Origin of the sequence: Priestia sp. LL-8 (genome assembly GCF_036227845.1) — a bacterium.
GTDB classification, from domain to species: Bacteria; Bacillota; Bacilli; order Bacillales; family Bacillaceae_H; genus Priestia; species Priestia zanthoxyli.
This window is the reverse complement of record NZ_JAZAQH010000001.1, coordinates 838,042-858,471: the sequence shown is the minus strand read 5'-3', so window position 1 is coordinate 858,471 and position 20,430 is coordinate 838,042. Positions and strand designations below refer to the sequence as shown.

General features: G+C 38.1%; 17 protein-coding genes. 4 read left to right on the top strand and 13 right to left on the bottom strand.

What is annotated here, in order from left to right; all coding sequences use genetic code 11:
• Positions 1 to 202: 202 nt before the first annotated feature.
• The 6 genes from U9R83_RS04445 to U9R83_RS04420 all read right to left on the bottom strand — a co-directional run bounded on the left by U9R83_RS04445 (position 203) and on the right by U9R83_RS04420 (position 7,344).
• Complete coding sequence (locus U9R83_RS04445) at positions 203 to 862, bottom strand: HAD family hydrolase (RefSeq protein ID WP_014461428.1); 660 nt, start codon at positions 860 to 862, stop codon at positions 203 to 205.
• 113 nt (positions 863 to 975) lie between these two features.
• Positions 976 to 2,355, bottom strand: coding sequence for an APC family permease (locus U9R83_RS04440; RefSeq protein WP_328575072.1), 1,380 nt, complete (start codon positions 2,353 to 2,355; stop codon positions 976 to 978).
• A 300-nt stretch (positions 2,356 to 2,655) separates the two neighbouring features.
• Positions 2,656 to 3,612: an agmatinase gene (speB, locus tag U9R83_RS04435; RefSeq protein WP_014461430.1), complete on the bottom strand. Its 957-nt coding sequence runs from the start codon at positions 3,610 to 3,612 to the stop codon at positions 2,656 to 2,658.
• 122 nt (positions 3,613 to 3,734) lie between these two features.
• Positions 3,735 to 5,111 (bottom strand): putrescine aminotransferase, encoded by a 1,377-nt coding sequence (locus U9R83_RS04430; protein WP_028412134.1) that lies wholly within the window; start codon positions 5,109 to 5,111, stop codon positions 3,735 to 3,737.
• A gap of 25 nt (positions 5,112 to 5,136) precedes the next feature.
• Positions 5,137 to 6,624, bottom strand: coding sequence for an aldehyde dehydrogenase family protein (locus U9R83_RS04425; RefSeq protein ID WP_226556116.1), 1,488 nt, complete (start codon positions 6,622 to 6,624; stop codon positions 5,137 to 5,139).
• A gap of 135 nt (positions 6,625 to 6,759) precedes the next feature.
• Entirely contained in the window at positions 6,760 to 7,344 is a 585-nt protein-coding gene (locus tag U9R83_RS04420) for a TetR family transcriptional regulator (protein WP_014461433.1), read from the bottom strand.
• Between the two features lie 594 nt (positions 7,345 to 7,938).
• Between U9R83_RS04420 and U9R83_RS04415 the strand changes: the two genes are divergently transcribed.
• The 3 genes from U9R83_RS04415 to U9R83_RS04405 are packed head-to-tail and all read left to right on the top strand — an operon-like array spanning position 7,939 to position 10,881.
• Entirely contained in the window at positions 7,939 to 8,802 is an 864-nt protein-coding gene (locus tag U9R83_RS04415; protein WP_014461435.1) for a glycine betaine ABC transporter substrate-binding protein, read from the top strand.
• Positions 8,803 to 8,837: 35 nt separating this feature from the next.
• Positions 8,838 to 10,043: a quaternary amine ABC transporter ATP-binding protein gene (locus tag U9R83_RS04410; protein ID WP_013081886.1), complete on the top strand. Its 1,206-nt coding sequence runs from the start codon at positions 8,838 to 8,840 to the stop codon at positions 10,041 to 10,043.
• On the top strand, positions 10,036 to 10,881 hold the full coding sequence (locus tag U9R83_RS04405) for an ABC transporter permease (RefSeq protein WP_014461436.1): 846 nt from the start codon (positions 10,036 to 10,038) through the stop codon (positions 10,879 to 10,881). Before U9R83_RS04410 ends, U9R83_RS04405 begins: the two co-directional genes overlap by 8 nt.
• 38 nt (positions 10,882 to 10,919) lie before the next feature.
• On the opposite strand, the gene U9R83_RS04400 is transcribed toward U9R83_RS04405, so the two are convergent.
• Together U9R83_RS04400 and U9R83_RS04395 are read right to left on the bottom strand one after the other, a co-directional pair.
• Positions 10,920 to 11,693 carry a class I SAM-dependent methyltransferase gene (locus U9R83_RS04400; protein WP_014461437.1) on the bottom strand — a complete coding sequence of 258 codons (774 nt, stop codon included), beginning with the start codon at positions 11,691 to 11,693 and terminating at the stop codon, positions 10,920 to 10,922.
• 64 nt (positions 11,694 to 11,757) lie between these two features.
• Complete coding sequence (locus tag U9R83_RS04395; protein ID WP_221780487.1) at positions 11,758 to 12,876, bottom strand: AbrB family transcriptional regulator; 1,119 nt, start codon at positions 12,874 to 12,876, stop codon at positions 11,758 to 11,760.
• A gap of 140 nt (positions 12,877 to 13,016) precedes the next feature.
• Between U9R83_RS04395 and U9R83_RS04390 the strand changes: the two genes are divergently transcribed.
• Positions 13,017 to 13,889, top strand: coding sequence for a LysR family transcriptional regulator (locus U9R83_RS04390; protein ID WP_014461439.1), 873 nt, complete (start codon positions 13,017 to 13,019; stop codon positions 13,887 to 13,889).
• Positions 13,890 to 14,235: 346 nt separating this feature from the next.
• Here U9R83_RS04390 and U9R83_RS04385 read toward each other — a convergent pair whose 3' ends face one another.
• From U9R83_RS04385 to U9R83_RS04365, 5 genes are all read right to left on the bottom strand, one after another.
• Complete coding sequence (locus U9R83_RS04385; RefSeq protein WP_226556119.1) at positions 14,236 to 15,204, bottom strand: tripartite tricarboxylate transporter substrate binding protein; 969 nt, start codon at positions 15,202 to 15,204, stop codon at positions 14,236 to 14,238.
• 24 nt (positions 15,205 to 15,228) lie between these two features.
• Positions 15,229 to 15,900: a response regulator gene (locus tag U9R83_RS04380; RefSeq protein ID WP_014461441.1), complete on the bottom strand. Its 672-nt coding sequence runs from the start codon at positions 15,898 to 15,900 to the stop codon at positions 15,229 to 15,231.
• A gap of 27 nt (positions 15,901 to 15,927) precedes the next feature.
• On the bottom strand, positions 15,928 to 17,517 hold the full coding sequence (locus tag U9R83_RS04375; RefSeq protein WP_226556120.1) for an ATP-binding protein: 1,590 nt from the start codon (positions 17,515 to 17,517) through the stop codon (positions 15,928 to 15,930).
• A gap of 153 nt (positions 17,518 to 17,670) precedes the next feature.
• The gene (locus U9R83_RS04370; protein WP_028407583.1) at positions 17,671 to 18,975 is read right to left on the bottom strand and encodes a CitMHS family transporter; all 1,305 of its coding nucleotides are present in this window, start codon (positions 18,973 to 18,975) and stop codon (positions 17,671 to 17,673) included.
• A 327-nt stretch (positions 18,976 to 19,302) separates the two neighbouring features.
• A complete protein-coding gene (locus U9R83_RS04365; RefSeq protein ID WP_014461444.1) occupies positions 19,303 to 19,866 on the bottom strand; it encodes an ImmA/IrrE family metallo-endopeptidase in 564 nt (187 codons plus the stop codon).
• Positions 19,867 to 20,430 lie beyond the last annotated feature (564 nt).

The window sequence follows — 20,430 nt, the reverse complement described above, 5'->3', positions numbered from 1 at the left end:
CTTATAACGAAACATAAATGAAGCTATTACTAATACTGAATTAGGATTTCTTTAAAGGTTATTGACTTATTATTCTAATAACTAAAAAGCATTACGACGGTGTCTATAACCCTGTAGATAATCCTTTTGATTTGACTGAAGAAGCAGTAAAACAATAAAAAAAGCGGTACATTTTCTTTTGGAAAATGTGCCGCTTTTAGCTTTAGTCTTCAATACAAAGATACTGAATCACTTCTTTTAAACTTTTCTCTTTCATCGATTCGATATGTAAGTGATATCTTTCGAATGACAGGTGTTTAGTTAACGGATTTGGTACAATTACACAGCGCAAGCCTGCTGCCATGGCAGCTTTTGCTCCATTAGAAGAATCTTCAAATGCTAAAGCTTCAGAGGGTTCTACTCCTAGCTTTTCAATTGCATTTCGGTAAAGAGCCGGATCTGGCTTCACTTTTTCTACATCATCGCGCGTTTGAATGACTTCAAAATAGTGCAGCAAATCTAGCTCTTTTAAAAATGCTGTTACCCAGTCGCGATACGAGCTGCTTGCTAAACCAATTTTTAATCCAAGTTCTTTTGCTTCTGCCAAGTACTCTGCTACACCTTCTCGGGCTACTAATGATTTCATTTTTTCTTGATGACGTCTTAACGATTCTTGAGCCAGTTCCTCTTTCGTGAACTCATTGTTAAACTGCTGAAGCAAGTAATCGTAAAGTGCCGTAGCATCCGTTCCCACATAAGAAGCAAACGTTGCAATTGGTAGATCTACTCCCCTGTCTTCTAACATTTCGCGGTACACTTCGTACCACACTGATTCTGTATCAATAATTAACCCATCAAAATCAAATACAACTGCTTTAATCATAATTTACCTACCTTTTTCTATCTTATCGTTCTTACATAGTAACACGTTCAAAATACGTAATCCATAAATGTGGCTTCTTTAATAAGATAGGCTTAAACAGGTAGTTTCTATCCTTACTTTTCTCCGACTTTCATCAAAGGTGACATTTCTTCTGTTTCCTTAAACTCAATGGAAGACAGCTGTCTTCTAAAACCTTTCGTTGCATACACTAAATAAACTAAACCGGCAATCGCCCAGCCAATACCAAGTAAAAATGAATTGCGCTCCAAGTTAAGCCATAAAACGCCAATCGCCGCTGCTCCTAATAGTGGCATAATAATGTATGACCAAAAACCCTTAGCCGACCGGTGCTGCTTTTGATGAACAGCATAGTGCGCAATAACCGAAATATTAACAAAAGAAAACGCAATGAGTGCTCCAAAATTAATAAATGACGTAGCCGTTGCCAGACTAAAGAAAATGGCAGTTGCTGATACCACTCCGACTAATACAATATTTCGCGAAGGTGTACGCAGCTTAGGATGAACATAACCAAAAAATGACTGAGGTAAAATTCGGTCGCGTCCCATTACGTATAATAAACGCGAAACGCTTGCATGCGATGACATGCCTGATGATAATGTTCCTGCAATTCCTCCAGCTAAAAAGACAATTTGAAACAGCGTACCGCTCACATACATAGCAATTTCAGGAGCCGCAGCGTCTGGATGCTTGAATCCTTCTAAAGTCGGAAAAACCGCTTGAATAAAATAAGATGTCACGGTAAACATGACTCCTCCGATTAACGCAACTAAAAAAATAGCTCGCGGAATCGTTTTTTTAGGATTGGGCGTTTCTTCTGATAACATAGCCACTGCATCAAACCCTAAATAGGAAAAACACATAAGTGTAGCTCCTGCTATTAGCCCTGATGACGTCATGTTCTGATTAAAGAAGGGCTTCATAGAAAAAAGTGTTCCTTCCCCCATTCCGCCTAGCAAGGCTTTGATTGAAACAGCAACAAACAATACTAAAATCGTCATTTGAAATACAACAAGAAACGTATTGAAATTGGCAGTGAAATTAACGCTTCGTAAATTTAGCAGCGTAACGATAATAACGAAGCTGACAACCCAAATCCACGATGGTACAGAAGGGAAAATAGATGATAAATAAATTTGAAAAATAAGTGCGTTAACCATCGGTAAAAAGAGATAATCCATTAGTGCAGACCAGCCAACTAAGAACCCTAAATGTGGATTGATTGTCTTTTGCGTATATGTATAAGCTGATCCTGCATTTGGAAACACTTGAATCATCTTTTTGTAGCTTACTGCCGTGAGAAGCATCCCGACAAGGGCTATGATATAAGACGTGGGAACGTGTCCATTCGTCATATCAGACGCAATCCCAAACGTATCAAACACTACCATCGGAGTCATATATCCGATCCCCATTAATACAATCTGCGATAATTTCAACGACCTTTTTAATGTTACTGTTTCATGTTTCATTTATCTTCCCCCTTCACTTTATTAAGAACATTCTGACAATTTAATCCATAAATGCATATGATTTAATTTCTTTATATAAAAATGAATGACTTTCATTCATTTTTATATAAAGGGTTGTTACGTTTACTATAGCAAATATATGATTTATTTCTTTAAGTTGGTAAGGGTTGCTAACAAACTATCTTTTTCTTTTATCATATTATGAAAGCGCTTTATTTTAAATAGCTATATGTTCCTAATCTCCTGCTATATCAACGCAGAAATACCCTCTGAATGAGAGGGATTTCTGCTTACAAGCCATTATTCAATCGTCGTATCCAATGACTTTCTTTTCGTTTTCACTGCAACTAAACTAGCAAAATCATGAATGATTGTAGCTGCAAGCAAAGAGGTTATCTGAGTTGGATCATAAGAAGGCAGCACTTCTACTAGGTCAAATCCAACATAGTTAAATCCCGTTAGAGAACGGATCATTTGCAGCGTTTCTCTGCTGCTGAATCCGCCTACTTCAAGCGTTCCCGTGCCTGGTGCACAAGAAGGATCAACAAAATCAATATCAAATGTTAAAAAGCACGGCGTATCTCCAATCGCTGTCTTCATTTGCTCCAAAATCATTGAAAACCCCTGACGTTCAAGCTCTCCTGCCGTTACTACATGGTAACCGAGGTCTTTGCTTTCTTGAACATCTCCCGGATGATTTAATGTCCCGCGAATACCAATTTGAAAAACTTTCTTCGGATCTACTAGCCCTTCTTCATATGCGCGTATAAAAGGAGATCCGTGCCAATATTTTTCATCATAATACGTATCCCACGTATCTGTATGAGAATCAAAATGAATCATAGCCACTGGGCCATATCTTTTAGCAGCAGCACGAAGGCTTGCTAAAGTAACGGAATGATCTCCTCCAATTCCAATTGGAACGATTCCTCTATCCATAAGAGCTCCTACCGCTTCTTCCATCAATTCATAGCTTCTGTGAATATTATGCGGAATAACCGGCACATCACCAATATCAATGGCATTTGTATCATCAAATGGGTATACGTCGTGTACCGGGTGATAAGGAAACAGCGTCATGGAAGCTTGCCGAATGGCTTGAGGTGCAAAACGCGCACCTACTCTGAAAGATGCCGCCGTATCAAACGGCATCCCTACTAGCCCTACTTTTGCATTTCCTCTTTCCGCTGGAAGCCTCATAAATGAGCCTGTTGTACAAAATTCTGGTTTGACATCTGGGGACAATGGATATTTCATGATTTACTCCTCCGTTTCGATAATTTCAGTTAGTCGCTAGGCATTTGTACTACTAAAATCATCGAAAGCAATACGGGAATAAGAAACGTTTGACGATTCATATTCATTGCTCCTTGTTACATTTATTGGTTGCTTAGCTCATTTAATACTTTTTCAAATGTAGAAATGACTTGATCTACTTCTTCCGCTGAAATAGTCAACGGTGGCTCAATACGAATTGTTTTAGAGTTTACAAGCGTCCCAGCTACTAGAATTCCTTCATCAAACATACCTTTAGAAAGCGCGTAGCCAATTTCATCTTGGTGAAATTCAATTCCAATCATTAAACCTTGCCCTCTGATTTCAAGTACTTTATCTCCATGTTTTTCAGCAGCTTTCTTTAAACCAGCAAGGAAGTATTCCCCTAGCTCTTTCGCGCGGTTTGGCAGCTGTTCTTCAATCAACACGTTAATAGTTGCAATAGCCGCTGCGCAGGCAAGCGGGTTGCCTCCAAACGTTGTTGTGTGCATAAACGGATTATCAAAGAAGCTTGAAAACACTTTTTCTTTTGCTACAACCGCGCCAGCAGGCATAACTCCTCCTCCAAACGCTTTAGCAAGACATAAAATATCGGGTACAACATCATATAGTTCTGATGCAAACATTTCACCGGTACGTCCCATACCTGTTTGAACTTCATCAAAAATTAAGATAGCGTCGTACTCATCACACAGTGCACGCACTTCTTTTAAATAATTTTCAGGAGGAAGAATAATGCCGCCCTCTCCTTGAATTGGTTCTAATAAAACAGCTGCCACATCTTCCCCTACAAGCGCGCACGTTTCAAATGTTTTGCGCATCATGTCAATATCACCAAACGGCACGTGACGGAAACCTGGAATTAACGGCAGAAATGGTTTACGGAACATTCCTTTTGCCGTACCTGATAAAGAACCTAGACTTTTTCCATGAAAAGAACGTGTTGTGGAAATAAACGTTGTTCGATCACTATACATTTTCGCTAGTTTTAAAGCGGCTTCTACGCTTTCTGTTCCGCTGTTTGTGAAAAAGGAATACTTCAAATCCCCCGGTGTAATATCTGCTAAAATTTTCGCAAGCATCGCACGAAGTGGATCTAATAAGTCTTGGCTATGGAGCGCTTGACGCTGAAGCTGATCTTGAACAGCTTTGACTACTTTAGGATGACGGTGCCCCACGTTATAAATTCCAAATCCGCCCAAACAATCAATGTATTTTTTACCGTTTACATCAGTAAAACAAGAACCTTCATCTGACCATTCAACAGCTGCAAACTGCGTATCCACCGTTACCGTTTTACGATATTCTAAAAAGCCTGGGTTGACATGCTCGCGAAATCCGTCTACTGTTTCTTTCGTAATCCACTGTGCTTCTTCAGCTGATACTTCGCTTTTTTCAATAAGTCCCAGCACTTTGTTGATATATTCGTTTACTTCACCGTATGCTTTGTTTACCTCTTGATTTTTCGTCACTGTATTCATTTTAATATCGCTCCTTCTCTACTTTTTAATTTTTAAACCAGCCGATTGGCTCTACTTGTAAATTAATATTAATTTGTTTTACTTCTTGAAATTCTTCCAAACCAAACGTTCCTAGCCCTCGGCCAATTCCGCTCTGCTTATATCCGCCCCAAGGCGCTTCATTAAACGTAAAATGATACGTGTTTACCCAAGTGATACCCGCACGCAGCTTTTTAATCACCCGAAGAGCTTTTGCACCGTCGTTTGTAAACACGCTGCCTGCTAAACCATATTCCGTATCATTTGCAAGCTTAATAGCTTCTTTTTCATCTTTAAACGTTTGAATAACGACAACAGGCCCAAAGATTTCATCTTGCACAATTTTCATATTTGACGTAACGTTACTAAAAACTGTAGGTTCTACAAAAAAACCTTTTTCCAACCCACTGCTGGTGATTCGGTTGCCTCCGCATACAAGGCGAGCGCCTTCTTGCTTTCCAATTTCGATGTACTTTAATACTTTTTTCATATGTTCTTCACTTACAAGAGGGCCCATTTCAATCTCTTGATCCATTCCATTTCCTACTTTAATTTTTTGAGCACGCTCTGCAAAACGTTCGATAAATCGCTCAGCAATGCTTTCTTCTACTAAAATACGAGAACCTGCAGCGCAAATTTGGCCGCTCCCTGCAAAAATTCCAAACAAGGCATAATCTACAGCTGTTTCAAAATCAGCGTCAGCAAATATAATGTTCGGTGACTTTCCTCCAAGTTCTAAAGAGACTTTCGTTACATTTTCTGCTGCTTGACGCATAATGTGTTTTCCAGTTACCGTTCCGCCTGTAAAAGAAATCTTATCAACACGCTTATCTTGAATAAGCGTATTTCCCACAGTATCTCCGGCTCCCATAACAAGATTTGCTACTCCTTTTGGCAATCCTACGCTTTCTAAAATCTCAAAAAGTTTTGTAGGAGTAACTGGTGTCACTTCAGAAGGTTTAAATACAATCGTATTTCCTGCAGCTAAAGCAGGTGCAATTTTCCACACGCTCATCAAGAGCGGATAATTCCAAGGTACAATCAGTCCGCACACCCCGATTGGTTCTTTTATAACCATTGCTTGCATAGGTGCAGGAACACTGTACGTTTGACCGTCTGGTTTTGTAATTAACCCAGCGTAATACCTAAAACAAGCAGCTGCATCTTCCACATCAGCCTCAGCTTCACGATATGGCTTTCCGTTATCCATTGTTTCTAGCGCTGCTAATTCCTCTTTCGCTTCCTCAAGCTTATCGGCAATTTTGAATAAGATGGCTGCTCTTTCAGATGCAGAAGTCTCAGACCAAATTCCGCTGTCAAAGGCTTCTCGTGCTGCTTCAATTGCTGCTTTCATATCTTCTGCGCTGCCTTCTGCAGCATATCCAATTACTTCACCTGTCGCTGGGTTAACAGTTGGACGCTGCTTCTCTGCTTTTCTCCACTCTCCATTTATGTACATATTCAAAGCTAAAGTTTTAACGGCTGTACGATCCATAAGATACCTCCTTATCAAATAACGACTGATTGTCAGTCATTTTAAACCTTTAAAAACTTATAATTCTGATAACTAATTGTATATTTTGAATGAATGTCAGTCATTTTAATGGGTGTAATATTAGCATCGCTAATATTACAATGGCACAAGAGAACGCTTTAAGAATTGAAAAAGTTCTTCCTTCGATTGTTCAAGTGTGACATCTTGCTCTCGCCCGATATAAAAAAGTTCAGCAGCGTTTTCAATCAAATTAATCATCGTCTTAGCTGTCCATTTAACGTTAAGCTGCTTGATGACTTCTTCTTTTTTCACTGCCTCATTTAATACCTCTTCAAACCAGTTGTAATAAGGTAAATAAATAGCTTCCCATGTTTCTAATGAATAGTCAAAAGCGAGCCCCGAATAGCATAAAACAAGAACATCTCTATATTCATCTGTTGTTTTATACGTTTCGTCAATCATCACCTCTAATGTACTTAAAAAATTTGTTGCTGTTTTAGCTCTTTCTTTAATTTTTTCAAGCGACAAAGAAAGTAAGTTTTCTGCAATAGCAGGAACAAGGGCATTTTTGGATCTGAAATAAAGATAAAAAGTTCCTTGAGCTACGCCTGCACGCTTTACAATGTCTGAAATTGATGTTTTATCAAGTCCTTTTTCAGATATAACTTCAATCGCTGCCTGTAAAATCTTATCGTATTTTTCACTTGTGCTTGTAACCAAATCTTTCCCTCCACCTATAAAATGAATGACTTTCATTCATTTTACTATAAGCAGCAGAAATTATGCAAGATAAAATTTTCTGAATCTTTAAATTCAATTAAAAAATCAGCCGTATACTGGCTTCATAAATATTTTTTATTTTATCAATTTTCCCTTACGCTTCTTATATGACTTGTTGCTATTTCTACTCCTTTTACAATTCAAGGTAAAAGCTGATACAACGCACTTTAAGCACCAAATCTTCTGAAATAATAACTTTATTAGAAAGATACTTTTCTGCGTTTATTTATACAGCTTGATCTCCTAATTACTCCTCACTTAAAGTTGACGGAGTAAAAAAAAGAGTGATAACATGTAAGACTGATTCTACAGTCACTTATTTTATCCATTTATTTCCCATAATTTCTCTTAACTACGATGTACATTTTTAGCTAAAAATAACTTTACAACGCCGAAAAATCACCCACTCTATTTCACATTTTATATTTTCTATGTTTATCACCTAAAAAAACCGGGTATACACTTCGTTGTGTTTAGCATCCGTTCTACATATCAGTCATATTGATTTAAAACTTTATAAAGGAGTTACATTGCATGAAGAAACTATTTTTAATCAGCATGATTTGTTTTCTTCTAGTTATTACTTCAGCTTGCGGCAACGGTAATGGCGCCTTTAAAGATAAAAAAACCATTACCATCGGCATGAATAACTATACTGAAAACATTGCCTACACGTACGTATGGAAACAGATTTTAGAAGATCAAGGTTATAAGGTTAGAACTGTTTTCTTAGAGAAAGCCGGTGTTTGGGTAGGAACAGCTAATGACGACATTGACATTTCGTTTGCACCATGGCTTCCTACAACAGATGCGCCTTTTTACAAAAAGTATAAAGACCAAGTGAATATCGAAGACCCTTGGCTTAAAAACGCACGCTTAGGATTTGCAGTTCCCGCCTACATGAAAGATGTGAACACAACGGAAGACCTTGCTAAGGTTGCTTCTGATGTCGATAACAAAGTTATTGGAATTGACCCAGGCTCCAGCATTAACGGATTAGCCGAACAGGCGTTAAAAGATTATAACCTTAAAAGCTATACGCTTGTAAAATCGTCTGAGGCAGCTATGCTCAGTGAACTGCGCAAAGCCTATGATGCCAAAAAACCAATTGTTGTTACTATGTGGAATCCTCACTGGGCTTTTGCAGACTTTGACATCAAATACTTAAAAGATCCTAAAAATTCGTTTGGAGACCCTGACAACATTTACACAATGACAAGCAAGGAATTTAAAAAGACAAACCCTCAAGTCATAAAATGGATGAATAATGCACAGATGAACGATAAATTAATCAGTCCTCTTCTGTCACAAGTTGAAAAATCTTCAAACCCTGAAGAAGCAGCACAGAAATGGGTAAAAAAACATAAAAAGTTAATCGACAGTTGGACGAAAGAGTAATGAACGTAAAAGAAAACAACAATTGAGGTGGACATATGGAACACGTAAAATTAAAAGTACAAAATATAACCAAAGTGTTTGGTAAGAATCCGTCAAAAGCGATTGATTTACTTCAAAAAGGAAAAACAAAAAAAGAAATTTTAGAAGAAACAGGAATGACAATTGGAGTTAATCAAGCAAACTTCGAAATCAAGTCCGGTGAAATCTTCGTCATTATGGGCCTGTCCGGAAGCGGTAAATCCACTTTAGTTCGCATGTTTAACCGCCTTGTTGAACCAACGTCTGGATCTCTTATTTTAGACGGTGACGATGTAGTAAAAATGAACAAAGAGGAACTTCGCGACATGCGCCGAAAAAAAATGAGCATGGTTTTCCAAAACTTTGCCTTATTCCCTCACCGTACGGTTCTTGATAACACAGAATACGGATTAGAAGTTCAAGGTACACCAAAAGCCGAACGTGAGAAGAAAGCAAAAGAAGCGCTTGAATTAGTAGGTTTAAAAGGATACGAAAATCAATATCCCGGTGAACTGAGCGGCGGTATGCAGCAGCGTGTCGGACTGGCCAGAGCACTTGCCAATGACCCTGACATTTTATTAATGGATGAAGCATTCAGTGCATTAGATCCCCTTATTCGTAAAGACATGCAAGATTTTTTACTAGAGCTTCAAGAAAAAATGGAGCGTACAATCATTTTTATTACCCATGATCTTGATGAAGCTCTTCGAATTGGAGATCGGATCGTATTAATGAAAGACGGCAGTGTTGTTCAAGTAGGAACACCCGAAGAGATTATGACAAACCCTGCCAATGATTATGTCGAGCGCTTTGTGGAAGACGTTAATGTAGCTAAAGTATACACAGCTGAAAGCGTGATGAATCGTGCCGAATCCATTACCGTAGACCGAGGTCCGCGTGTAGCTCTTAAAATTATGCAAGAAGCTGGTTATTCAAGCATCTACGTCGTAGACAAGAAAAAAACTCTTCTAGGAGTTGTAACGGCAGATGATATTAGCCGTGCGATTAAACAAGATAAACTGACAGCAGACGTATTAGATACGGATATTCCAACTGTTACAACAGATACGCTACTAGAAAACTTGTACGACAAAATGGTTATCAGCCGTTTTCCGCTACCGGTTGTAGATGAAAACCATCGTCTGCGCGGCATCATTAAAAAAGAACGAGTGATTGAAGCACTCGCCGGTACTGATAGTAATGAGGTGAACGTAAATGAATAGTATTCCTAAAATTCCCGTTGGCAATTGGATTGACCATTTTGTCACGTTTTTAAATGATAATATCAAAGGGTTTTTTGATGTTATTTCAGCTATTGTCGATGGTATTGTAAGTTTTATTGTACTAGTGCTAACCTTTCCACCAGCATTAATTTTAATCTTAATTGTCGGAATCATTGCTTGGTTTTCAAGTAAAAAATGGTCATTTACTATTTTATCGATGATTGGTCTATTATTTATTCTTAATCTTGGCTACTGGCAAGAAACAATGGACACACTAGCCCTCGTTTTAACAAGCGTACTGATTTCGATTATAGTAGGAATTCCGCTTGGCATTTGGGCATCTCAAAGCGAAAAGACAGCTCGGATTATTACGCCAATCTTAGACTTTATGCAAACGATGCCTGCATTTGTTTATTTGATTCCAGCACTTTTCTTCTTTGGAATTGGGGTGGTACCAGGTGTTATCTCATCTGTGATCTTTGCAATGCCTCCGACGATTCGCTTAACGAACCTAGGTATTCGTGAAGTACCCGCTGACTTAGTAGAAGCAGCAAATGCCTACGGTTCAACAACAAAACAAAAATTATTTAAAGTACAGCTTCCATTAGCTACAAAAACAATCATGGCCGGAATTAACCAAAGCATCATGCTATCTCTTTCAATGGTTGTTATTGCTTCTCTTGTAGGTGCTCCGGGACTTGGTGCGGAGGTATATCGTGCAGTTTCTCGACTTGAAGTCGGCACGGGCTTTGAAGCTGGAATTTCAATCGTTATTTTAGCGATTATTTTAGACCGTATTACGCAATATTTTGGAAATCGTTCAAAACAACGAGCATAAGTAAAAAAAGAAGCCAACTCCGGTGAGTTGGCTTCTTTTTATTTATTTTTGTAACACGCTACAAAGATTGCTTCTCCTTGAAACGATTCAATTCCCTGTTGATTCGTTTTGATGTCGAAAAACTGTTTAAATCCGCTTGGTATATTCAGCATATATTGAGTAAGCTCACTCTTTGTCTCTTCCGGAACATTCATCATCCCACACCAGTCATCAAATAAAAAGCGCTTTGGAAAAGTTGTCAGCACTTCTGTACGGAATCCTTGCATTTCAAGCATAGAAAGCCACTCTGTTTTTTTATAAGCACGATAATGGCTTGGATCTCTTGTCTTTTCAACTCGATTATAAAACTCGTCATAGGCATTCACTTCCGGCGCTACATTATCAATGAGCAAGAACTGTCCGCCGGGCTTTAACACTCGGTATACCTCTTTGATGAACTGTTTAATATTAGGAAAATGGTGCGGTGCAATTCTGCACGTTACCGTATCAAACTCGTCATCTTGAAATGGCATATCCTCAGCATCTCCTTGAACAAATGATACATTTTCATGACCATTTTCTTTAATGAAGCCTTCAGCACTTTGCAACATTTGAGGAGTTAAGTCAAAAGCCGTTACTTCTTGAAAGACAGGTGCTAACTTATTTGCCACGTGTCCTCCTCCAGTTGCTACATCAAGCAGCTTTCCCCCTCTATTTTCTTCAGCAATTTCCGCTAAAACAGCTAAATCTTTGCCTTTCGCATGACCTTTACTTTTGACGTACTTTCCAGCATTCCCCCCGAACTGACTGACCACCATTTCTTTATTACTCATCTATTCTCCCCCATTTCCCTCTTTAAAACTCACCCTTACTTTGCCTAGTGCATTCACATATTTATTATGAAACGTGTGAATGTATTCTTTTTCTTTCTCCCCACTGATGAAACAATCGAAATAGCGGAGGAAGAAGAAGCCAAATGGTTAAAATTCGAAGCACTTGGACCGCTACTACTAACGTCGAATCAGCCTGCAGTACAATGGATGTAGTCGCCATTTCTGCAATGCCTCCAGGAGCAAACGCTAAAATAGACGTGATAAGCTCAATTCCAGTTATTTTGGAGACTACTAGTGCACATACGAACATAGCGGCGATTAAGCCGATTGTATTAATAAGCGCGACAACCATAATTTTTTTTACGCCAATAAACATTTCTTTATGAAAGCGAGAACCAATGCTTGAAGCAATAAAAATTTGCGATAAAATCATCACAGAATGAGGCCAGTATGCTTGAAGATTATACCCCACGTACGATGAAGCAGCTGTTTGAACAATCGCAACAGTAAGCATTCCTCCTACTAACCAAGGAGCAGGAAATTTTAGTTTTTTTCCTATATAATAGCCTACTACTGCTGTAACGATTAAAACGCCTGTCCATAACAGTGATCCCCACCCAAAAACACTTGGAGTAACTGACACTGCATGCCGTCCTGTATTACTTCCCCAATAGACCACAAATAAAGGAACAGCAAGCACAACTAAAAACACGCGCATCGTTTGAATGATGCTTACAACTGCCGTATTGGCTCCTACCTCTTCAGCCATACCTGGCATTGCGCTCATTCCACCCGGAGTCGTACCGAAAAAGCTTGTTAATAAGTCTGTGGAACTGAACTTCCATAGCAAATAACCGGATAAAAGAGAAAATACAACGGACAGCAAAAGCATAATCGTAATGGTGGACCAGTGAGATTGAAACGTAGTCAACACAGACAAGTTAATCTTTTGACCTAATTCAATCCCTAAAATGCACTGTCCAGCGTACAGCCAATATTTTGGAATACCTTTTTTGCTTGTTTGAGATAAAAAACGCGGCTTTCGAAAAGCTAGAATAGCAGCTAAAATGAGAGTACCAAGCATCCAGCCAATGGATAAGCCTGTTAACGATAAAAGAAATCCTCCCACGCTTGTTAATAGAATAAAAAATATAGACTTTAAAAAAACAACTCTTGCGTTCATACCTACTTCCTTCCTTCTACAAGGCTTTTCTTTCTTACACCGAACATTCCTCTTCTTAACTATAGTATAATTTTAGAGATAATTAAAATATCGAAATTTTATTATAAACCATTCATTTTTTTTATTCCTGGAGGGGTAGTATGGACGATCGAGATTGGCTTATTCTACAAGTGTTGTATCGAGAAAAAAACATTACAAAAGCAGCCAAGGAGCTATTTATATCTCAGCCTGCGCTTACGCATAGACTGCAGCAGATGGAGAAGGAATTTCATGTTCAGATCGTGAACAGAGGGCGCCGCGGAGTTCAATTTACACCGCAGGGAGAATATTTAGTGAAGTGCGCAGAAGAAATGCTGCTTACGGTTCAAAAAATAAAAGAAAATGTGTTAAACATGGATGATCAATTAACCGGTACTTTACGTCTAGGAGTGTCTAACTTTTTTACTGACTACAAACTCCCTGGACTATTACGCTTATTTAAAGAGCGATTTCCTGACGTTGAATTCAAAGTCACGACCGGATGGAGCAGCGACATGGCCCACTTACTTTATAAGCACGATGTTCATATTGCGTTTGTAAAAGGGGATTATAACTGGCAAGATCAGAAAGAGCTGCTTTTTAAAGAAACAATTTGCATTGCGTCTGCACAGCCTGTCGACATAAACAATCTTCCCAATCTACCTCGAATTGATTATCATCAAGATCGTTTTTTAAAAACATCCGTTGATAACTGGTGGGCTGAAAATTACTCTCAGCCTCCCCTTGTCAGCATTGAAGTAGATAAAGCAGAAACATGCAAAAAGATGGTTGTAAACGGACTCGGTTATGCGATTTTGCCGAGTATGCTGCTTGATGACGCAGCAGAGATTTACAGATACACGTTAAAAACAAAAGACCAGCAGCCTTTAACGCGCAGCACATGGATGTTTTACCATGAAGATTCCTTAAAAATTAACATCGTAAAAGCTTTTATTGAGTTCATTCAAAACTTGGATTTAAAAGATGTACACTGATAGAAAGGGATTGAAACATAACGAAATGAATCCAATTCTAAAGACGAACAAATGAGATATATGAGCTGAACTGCTTTTGACACCGCAGTTGATTTCCGTGCAAGACTTCGCTTTCCGCGGGCGGCCGTTGAGCCTCCTCGTCGCTTACGCTCCTGTGGGGTCTCACCTGTTCCGCTTTTCCCGCAGGAGTCTTCGTCTTGCTCTCCAATCTACTGCTAGAAGGAACGAAACAGATGAAACCTATGTTCACTACAAGAAAAAATGAACCATCAATCAAACATTTTGATCAATGGTTCGTTTTTCATTTCGTCTAAAATCCTTTTATCCCAACCTCTTTCTATTGTATTTATTCATCATTTGTTCCGCCCATTAAGTCAGAATACAGCTTGCTTTGCTGTTCAAGAAAGACTTTAGCACCGCTGCTATTTTTATAAAAAGAGGTTAAATCGTTATCTTTAAGCAGCTGTTCCCATTCTTTTGTATGAACCATGTCATACACGGCCTTATTCCAATATGCTACCTGCTCTTTGGTCATATTAGGCGGTCCCATTAGACCTCTCCAATGGCTAAATGTTACGTCAATTCCCGCTTCTTTCCACGTTGGAATCTCTTTTAACTCTTCTAGCCTGCTGGGAGAAGAAACGGCGAGTATTCTTACCTGCCCTTGTTCATACTGCTTTTTTACTTCTGATAATGACATCGGTGCTACATCTAGCTGATGATGAACGAGTGCATCAATCACTTTATGACTGCTATTGTAAACGAAAAACTCAAGTTTGGAAGAATCTACACCTGCTTTTTTATTCAGCTGCATAAACGATAAATGATCATCGTTTCCTAAGCGGGGCGATATCCCCACTTTAATATTGGACTCACTTTGGTCTAAAGTGCGTATGAGCTGTTTTAAATTATATATAGGAGAGTTAGCAGGGACTACGATGACCTCCCATTCAGATGTTAAAATAGCGAGCGGAGTAAAGTCTTTATAGGTTAATTGACTTTGCCCCAGCAAATTATTTGTAATCAGCAAACTAGAATTTCCGGAAACAATGTTCCCTTCTTTTCTCTGTTTAATATATTTCCATCCTTCTTCACCTTGCCCACCTATTTTATTGCTCACAGAAACGGGGACCTTCACAATCTTCTTTTCCGTTAGCACTTGTTGAATAGCTCTCACTGTTGCATCTGCCCCTCCGCCTTTTGCACCGGCTGCCACAATTTCAATTTTCTCCATATCAATACGATCCTTTTTAGAGGGAGAAGAGCAGCTAACAAGACATATACTTATAAACACTATCATGAGCTTTTTGATCATATATACCATCCTTCAAGGGGAATGCTACGCTAAATAGTACTTGCGCTCCGGCCGTCCAATAATCCCATAATCATATTCAACGTGACACTCACCAGTTGATACTAGATACTCTAAATATCGTCTAGCGGTCGTGCGAGATACTCCCATGTGCTGCCCCATCTCTTCAATCGTAATTCCTTTGATGCTTTTTAAAATGTCTTTTGACTTTTGTAATGTGATACCATCAATACCTGAAGGAAGAGATTTATCCGCTTTTGGCTTTGTTCTGACATGTCCAAAGTACGCATCAATAAATGATTGATCAACTTCTTCATGCGTACTAAATAGTTCCTTTTTCTCTTGATATTGTTTAATAGCATTGATGAAGGATTCCATCATAACCGGCTTAATCAAATAATTAACGACGCCGTTTCTCAAACAGATTTCTACAATGTTTTTTTCTGTTGCAGCCGTTACCACGATAACGTCAACTTGTGGAAACTGCGCTCTAATTTTCGGCAGTAAATCCGTCCCCATTTCATCTGGCATATAAATGTCTAAAAGGAGCAAATCAACTTTCTTCTCCTTTAGCATTTCAAGCGTCTCTTTTGCATTCAACGCTTTGCCTACAACTTCTATACCATCTACTTCTAATAAAAATCGCTCTTGAACTTGAGCAATTCGAAAATCGTCTTCTGCAATTGCGACTCGTAACATTTCGACTCTCCCCTTACTTCTCATGATTCAGTTTTTTGGAAGGTAAACTGAAAAAATGGCTCCTCCTTCCGGCTGATTATACACTTCAATAGATCCTCCAAGTTCATCTATCATTTTCTTTATATTTGCCAGTCCGTATCCTCTGTCTGTACCTTTGGTTGAAAACCCTTTTGTGAAAATTTGATTTAGTACTTCTTCTGATATACCGGGTCCGTTATCCATCACTTCAATAATTAAATCATGACCAATATCGGTAATAAAAAACGACACTTCTTTTTTAGACTGCTGACTCACGGCTTCAAATGCATTATCAATTAAGTTCCCAATAATGATAATGAGATGCGAAATTTCAATATGTTCTGGGAGCGTATCGAGTGTACTCTCCGGATCAACCGAAAAATGAATTTTCTTTTCAGATGCTTTTCCAATCTTCCCAAGCAATATTGCTTGGACTTTGGAATCTAATATCTGATCAAATAGAATACGATTTTGCGTTTGGTGTACAGCTGATTCTTTTTGAATAAACTCCAATGCATCTTTGTACTGCCCTAACTGCAGCAAACCCGACAAAACATACAGCTTATTCGTAAACTCATGCGTTTGAGCTCGTAAATCCTCTGAATATTTTCGTACTTCTGAAATCGTATTGATTAAGCTTTTTAATTCTGTCTTATCACGAAAACTAGCGACCACTCCTACAATTCGCTGATGTTCAATAATGGGTGTTAAGTTTAAGATAAACGTTTTTTCATTCAAAAAAATCTCTTGATCGCTTCGGGCTATTCCTGTATCTAGCACTTCAATCATATTCGTATAAGGAAATACTTCAATAATATGATGCTGTAAGTATTCCGTCTGTAACCCCAGCATATTTTTAGCTGATGTATTCATCATCGTAATAAAGCCTTGATGATCAATAGCAATAATTCCTTCTTTTATCGAAAGTAAAATTGCATTTCGTTCACGGTATAAAGAAGCGATTTCATGGGGTTCAAGACCGAGAGTATCTTTTTTAATACTTTTAGCTAAAAAAACACCCCCGATCATACCAAGCAATAAAACAGCTAGTGAAAATAGGATAATTTGCTGAATACGCGTAATGAGCTGAGCATGAACATGAGACTTTAAAAACTCAACCGTCACCACTCCCACGACTTCCGTATACTTTCCGTGACTGATGACAATAGGCGCTTTCCCCATAATAGCAGGACCTGTAGTTCCCTCTCCGTCAAGCGTATAATATCCGCCAAACAGCAGTGCTCTATCGTTAACCGCTTCTTTATTTTTCTTTCCTATCCATTTTTGATTAGAATGAGAATAAATGATTTGCTCACGGTTTTGAACCACAATACTTGCTGCTCCGATTTGTTCCCTGACCTGCTCTGCGAGAGGCTGAATATAGCGACTCGGCTGTTTTTTTTGAAAAGCAGCTTTGACTTCCGGCATAAACGATATTGATTTGGCTGCTTGAAGAGCCAGCTGCTCGGCTTGCCTTTTAGATTCTACAAACTGCATGTAAGAGAAAATACTCGCTAAAAGAACAATAACAGTGATGATTAATGCTGCGGATAAACCTACGATTTTTGTTTGCAGCGATACTTGAAACCATTTTTTCATTTCATCGCACCTTTAGCCTTTACCTTATAGTTCTATTCCTCTTTTATTTTATCAAAATTTTTTGTATATCCGCTTCTTATTCTAAAAGCTTTTTAGACAAAAAAACTTATCAATTCCAAAAGCGGAATTGATAAGTTTTTAAGTTCGTGATCTTTACAGCGTAATAACTCCTGTAATAATAGCTACTAAAAGCATCACCATCGCTGTTCCAATCGTCCACTTTAAAGTAAAGCGCTGAAATTCACCAAGCTCGACTTTTGCCATACCGACCAATAGATACGTAGAAGCAACTAAAGGACTTAGTAAGTGAACAGGTTGACCAATCAATGAAGCACGGCCAATTTCTGCAGCATCAATACCGTATGCTGAAGCTGCTTGAGCAATAATTGGTAAAATCCCATAGTAGTAAGCATCATTTGACATAAAGAACGTAAATGGCATACTTGTGATGGCTGTAATCACAGACATGTAAGGCCCTAACGCATCTGGAATTAATCCTACTAAACTATTACCCATTGCATCTACCATTTTTGTACCTGATAAAATGCCTGTGAATACGCCTGCTGCGAATACAAGAGACACAACAGCAAGTACATTACCAGCATGTGCTGTGATACGCTCTTTTTGAACTTCTAGATTTGGATAGTTAATCATGATAGCGATTGCAAATCCAATCATAAATAGAATTTGAAGCGGCATAACTGCTGTGATGAGTCCTACTAATAATAAAGCTGTTAAAGCAAAGTTTACCCATAAAAGCTTCGGACGCTTGTACTCGATTCCTTCAGCGGCTGCTGCTTCTGCAAAAGCTACTTGAGCATTTGTAACATCTTGAATATCAATAACACCTAGGCGCTGGCGCTCTTTTTTCCCAAAGTAGTAAGCCGTGAATAATAACCAAACGGCTCCACCAATCATGGCTGGAATCAGTGGTGTAAACACCTGTGAAGCATCTAACTTCAATGCACTCATCACACGAGCAGTTGGTCCTCCCCAAGGTGTTAAGTTCATAACCCCACTACCCATAATCGCGATACAAGCTAAAATCATCGGCTTCATATTTAGCTTTTTATAAAGCGGAAGCATCGCTGAGAGCGTGATCATATATGTTGTTGTTCCGTCTCCGTCTAATGAAATAATAAGAACTAAAATAGCTGTACCAATTGTGATCTTTAGTGGATCACCTTTTACAATTTTCAAAATTCTTCCTACAACTGGATCAAACAAACCAGCATCAATCATAATTCCAAAATATAAAATAGCAAACATTAACATAACGCCTGTAGGCGCTAATTCTTTTACACCATTTAAAGCCATTTCTCCAATATCACTTGTGAATCCCCCTATGATTGCAAACAATACTGGAATAACCATTAAAGCAATAAGCGGCGTTAATCGTTTTGTCATAATCAGAAACATAAATGTACAAACCATCAAAAACCCAAGAATAGCTAACATTATTACCCCTCCTATTTTTGAATCCGCTTTCATAATAGTGGAAGCGATTCGTTTGTATGTATGACTCGCATATGTATGCCAGTTTGTCTATACGATTACAACATCGCTTGTTCACTATTAAGTTGTACCTTAAAACTTTAAAATTTTCTGTTTTTTCTTAAAATAATCATAATTTACAGGAGGGTATAGTGTAAATAATTCGTACTATAAAAACTTTTAAAACTTTATGAGTAATTAAATCCTTTTTGTTCATTGAAAGGATAAAAGAGAGAAAGAGGAAAAAGACAGGAAAGTAAAAAACGGAGAGAAAGGAACTATTCTCATGAATTATTCAATTTGAACTCTAAGAGAATACGCTCCAGGGTGAGGAGTTTTATTCCATTGAGTAAGAGATTCCTCTAAAAATGGAATGTTTTTCAACTTCTTTGTTTGGAACTTTTCTATTTTTGAATATTTCTCTAAAGCATACGTATTAGCAAACATTTCTTGCGTTCTATTTCCTTCTTTTAAAAGCGTTCCATTTGTCATACGATCCACATGATGGCCTAATTCATGCAAAATGATAAAAGCAAATTGATGAGGCTTTTTATTTTTTGTTGTATCGATAAAGATAATCGGGCATTCCGTTACTGTATATTTAATATAGTCAATTTCAAACTGAAGTTTGCGCTTCTCTTTTGGAAGGTTATCATTAAATTGGCCATAGTACACGCCTAGCACATCTTTTCCTTGCACCTTTACACTGCCTAAGCAATACACACCTTTTAGCCCATCCCAGTCCTTTTCGTCTGTTACATTAGCAATTTCCTGCAGGGCGGCTTTTTGCTTCGCACTCATGACTCCATGAAACGTTACGCCATGAATTTGGATTTTTTCACTACGCTTAAACATCTTCTTGCCTCCTTTACTAAATTCCTTCTACAACATATTATTTATTAATAAGTATATTCATTCACAATACATGGTTAAAAACATGAAGTTAATGTCAAGATTCCCGTTTTGATGTTTTTTAACCCTGCTTATATGCTGCTTCATTTATTTTCTATTTTTACTATATTACATATGTAGCCATTAATAAAATATCATTTTTTTATGATTTATCATTACTTTTTTTTATTTCTATTTTTGCTTATCGATAACCTGGAGCCTGCGTATCATTTTTAAATTTAAAACCATTGCTATATAAAGAAACGGATAGCAAAAAAACGAGTATAGAATCTTCCATCCATTATAATAAAACACTTCCGTTTGGGTACTCCTTTTGTAAAGAATCCATAAAGATCATATTTAACATCAAGATATATATCTGCTACCGATCCTAAAAACATGACAAACAAAGACGTTGTGTATATTTCTATCCAGCTGATGCGCTTTGGCATAACTAGTACACTCAGAATAGAAATCACCGTTGTAAGGATTAAGAGCACCATAATGAGGACCTCGTTTCCTATAGGA